Consider the following 3,240-nt stretch of genomic DNA (forward strand, 5'->3'; position numbering starts at 1 on the left):
GGACGACGGCCCCGTCGACCACCATGAAGGCCACGCCCGGCAGGCCGGCGCCGGCCGTCACGTAGTAACAATTGTCGGTCGATGCCCGGCCGAAGTCCTGGGAGAGCGCCAGCCCGGAGGCGGCAACGGCTTCCTCCACGGTCATCCCCAGCGTCACGGGACCCAGCGCACGCAGCGTCACAACGTCGTCGCTGGTCAATTCGGCAGTGCCCGTGGACGCAGCCGCGGTGGTGGCAGTGGTGGTCGCGGCCACCTCTTCGGCCACCGTCGCCGCTACTTCCTCGGTGGCAACCGTTCCCGACGGCTCGGAGTCGCCGGAGGATGTGGAAGCCTGCGCCGAGGTTGTGGTGACCAGGCTGGTGGTGGCGGTGACCCCGGCGGAGGCCTCGGTAGTCTCGGGAGGAGTCTCATCGCCTCCGCCGCACGCCGCCATGACCATGGCTATTGCTGCTACTAGTAACGCCCGGTTTCTCAAGACATCTCCTTCACACGACCAGCCGACCCGATTCCCTGTCGTCTCGACATGCGAAAACCCGCCGCCGCGCCCGATTTTCGCGTTCTAGGCACCAGTACGCTAACAGCATAGGAGAACAAACTCTCCCTTTCTACGGTTTTCTCGCTCTCGAAACCCCACGCAAGGCTCGAGAACGTCCACGCTTAGCAGGAGAGGCAGAGCGACTACTCGCGAGCCGGCACCGACAGTGCCCGCTCGCCCATCCAGATCGTCAAACCTCGGCACTCACCGCCGAGGAGGTCATGCAGGAACCCCGCCTCCCGACCATCGACGGTCAGCTCCCACCGGGCCTTGACGGCAATCCACGAGGCGGCGTAAGCGCACCTGTGATCGGGATTGGGCGGCATCCATTGCGCCGGGTCGTGGGCGCCCTTGGCCTCGTTTACGGCGGCCGTAACCGCGGCCAGGCCGTCAAGGTCGTTGGCAAAGGCCCGCCGACGGCCCGGACCCCAGGCATGAGCACCCGAGTCCCATGCTTCCTGCAAGGGCACCACATGGTCAACGTGCAAACCGGCGGGCGAGCCTTCCACCCAGGCATCGTCATAAGCCGAGTACCAGACACCGGAGACGATCCGGCACCCCGGGCCGCTACCCAGATGGAGACCGGAATGGGCATCCCTCAGAAGAACCTCCCTGCGGGTATCACATCCGTCCGCGTCCTCGTCCGTCCAATGAACGAACAGGTCCCGGTCGTACCCGGTCCATCTTTCGCGGGCAATGACCAGACGATCGAGAAGATCGACCACCCGAACCCGGTTCCAAGTACTGCCTTCGGAGTGGAAGAAGGCCGCAAGGGAGCGCGCAGACGCATCATCGCCGCTATCCGCGCCGGATCCGCTGCATGAGACCGCCAGAAGGATCACCAGGATGAGAGTGGGAAGCAGATGGCCGCGCCGACGGGGCCACCGGTGGAAGAGTGTGGGCGCTACTGGGATCGAACCAGTGACCTCTGCCGTGTGAAGGCAGCGCTCTCCCGCTGAGCTAAGCGCCCGGGGGCAGCAAGTGTAGCCGGGCCCGGCGGGTGCGCCGCGACCGATCCGAGACGAATTGTCATTGCTCATGACCCCATCTATAACCCCTTCCTATGACACGGACGGAGCGGGCGCCATCAGCCTGACGCGCCAGGAGTTCGAGCGGATCGTCGATCAGGTTCTCGATGAAATACCCGGTGACATCGCCGGAAAACTCGACAACCTGGTGGTGGTGGTCGAGGAGCGGCATCCCTCGGGCGAGGATCTCCTCGGCCTTTATGAAGGCATCTCGCTGGCCGATCGCGGCATGGACTATGCGGGCGTTCTACCGGATCGGATCACCATCTATATGGACAGCCACATCGAAATGGAACTCGACCGGGTTGACACTATCGAGGAGATCCGCCGGACCGTCCTGCACGAGATCGGCCATCACCTGGGAATCGACGACGCCCGATTGTCGGAACTGGGATGGGTCTAGGGAGGCGCCGACAAAAGGTGGCTAGCTTGGCCCGAGTCGGCTGACTTCGAGTTTGTTATCACCCGTCGGGTCTGACTGGACGTCTAGTACCTCTAGATGCGCCGCGTGCGCTTGACTCCCGCAGCCTTTAGTGCCCTGGCGGGTACACCAACCTCACGCCAGGTGTGGTAGCTGATCCCGTTTCGCTCAGAATACGAATCCACAACCCCGATGAAATCTGCCTCCAAGGCGTCAAAGTCGATCGAGGTGTCCACGTCCTTGAGCTTGTCCTCCGTGTCGAAACGCTTCTGAATCAGCTTGACACGCCGTAGGAGATTGTCCTCGTTGGCGATGTCATCGCGCAACCGCTCGATCCTCTGCTCCAGGACTTTGGCGCGTGCCGCGCCGCCGGGTTGGCCGGCCTCCAATGCCTTCAGATACCTCGTGACTTTGGCGGCTTCGCGCTTGCCCTTCGCAAGAGCCGCCTTGTGCTCTTCACCCATCGGCATGGAAAACTCCCTTTCTGGCCGGAAATACTGACGTGCCACATCAGATAGTAATCAAGGTCCGATCGTCCGTGGTAATGGAACTGTGTGACGTCAGGCACGAAACGACTTTCGGACCGCAGTAGCTTAACCGTAACCCGCGTGCATACAAGACCGAGAACTCCATCCCCACCAAGTGGCTGATAAGCGGCAGGTAATGGGGATTTGGCTGGTGGGCGCTACAGGATTTGAACCTGTGACCTCTTCCGCGTCAAGGAAGCGCTCTTCCCCTGAGCTAAGCGCCCCGGTTCCAATGCACGCGAGGCGACGACCGGAATCGAACCGGTGTAGCAGCTTTTGCAGAGCTGTGCCTAACCACTCGGCCACGTCGCCGTACACCTGCGCCGGCCGGTTCGCGCCCGGTCCGGCCCGGGCTGGGAGCGGAAGACGGGGCTCGAACCCGCGACCTCAACCTTGGCAAGGTTGCGCTCTACCAGCTGAGCTACTTCCGCGTGCCCCCTCATTGTAGCGTCTGCCCGATCCCGAGTGGCAGGCGGATCATCCCCGGTGTTTTTCGCGACCCCTAGTGGTCTGTCTGTGTAATGGCGGTGTGGTGTGGCGTCGGCAGCGGTGTTCCTCGCAAGGCCCGCTGACGAAGGCGTACCCGCAGCGGTACGTAGAGGAAGCGGAACGCAGCGACGGGACACCGATGACCGCCAGAACACCCGGTTGTTTCACAGACAGACCACTATCGCGTCTGTCTGTGTAATGGCGGTGTGGTATGGCGTCGGCAGCGGTGTTCCTCGCAAG

Annotated in this window: 4 protein-coding genes and 4 tRNA genes; 1 reads left to right on the plus strand and 7 read right to left on the minus strand. The window is 62.9% G+C overall.

Features of this window, described 5'->3' with window-relative positions:
- From OXK16_11350 to OXK16_11360, 3 genes are all read right to left on the minus strand, one after another.
- On the minus strand, positions 1–475 hold a 475-nt coding region (locus tag OXK16_11350), incomplete at its 3' end, for a hypothetical protein (protein ID MDE0376544.1).
- Positions 476–678: 203 nt separating this feature from the next.
- Entirely contained in the window at positions 679–1,377 is a 699-nt protein-coding gene (locus tag OXK16_11355; GenBank protein ID MDE0376545.1) for an HNH endonuclease family protein, read from the minus strand.
- A gap of 56 nt (positions 1,378–1,433) precedes the next feature.
- Positions 1,434–1,505, minus strand: a tRNA-Val gene (locus OXK16_11360).
- Positions 1,506–1,573: 68 nt separating this feature from the next.
- On the opposite strand from OXK16_11360, the gene OXK16_11365 reads away from it, so the two are divergent.
- Positions 1,574–1,966 carry a metallopeptidase family protein gene (locus tag OXK16_11365; GenBank protein ID MDE0376546.1) on the plus strand — a complete coding sequence of 131 codons (393 nt, stop codon included), beginning with the start codon at positions 1,574–1,576 and terminating at the stop codon, positions 1,964–1,966.
- Positions 1,967–2,058: 92 nt separating this feature from the next.
- On the opposite strand, the gene OXK16_11370 is transcribed toward OXK16_11365, so the two are convergent.
- The 4 genes from OXK16_11370 to OXK16_11385 form a co-directional block, all read right to left on the minus strand.
- A complete protein-coding gene (locus tag OXK16_11370) occupies positions 2,059–2,454 on the minus strand; it encodes a hypothetical protein (protein MDE0376547.1) in 396 nt (131 codons plus the stop codon).
- A gap of 206 nt (positions 2,455–2,660) precedes the next feature.
- A tRNA-Val gene (locus OXK16_11375) sits at positions 2,661–2,735 on the minus strand.
- A 17-nt stretch (positions 2,736–2,752) separates the two neighbouring features.
- Positions 2,753–2,823, minus strand: a tRNA-Cys gene (locus OXK16_11380).
- 46 nt (positions 2,824–2,869) lie between these two features.
- A tRNA-Gly gene (locus OXK16_11385) sits at positions 2,870–2,942 on the minus strand.
- Positions 2,943–3,240: the final 298 nt, after the last annotated feature.

Source organism: bacterium (genome assembly GCA_028821235.1).
Taxonomy (GTDB): Bacteria; Actinomycetota; Acidimicrobiia; order Spongiisociales; family Spongiisociaceae; genus Spongiisocius.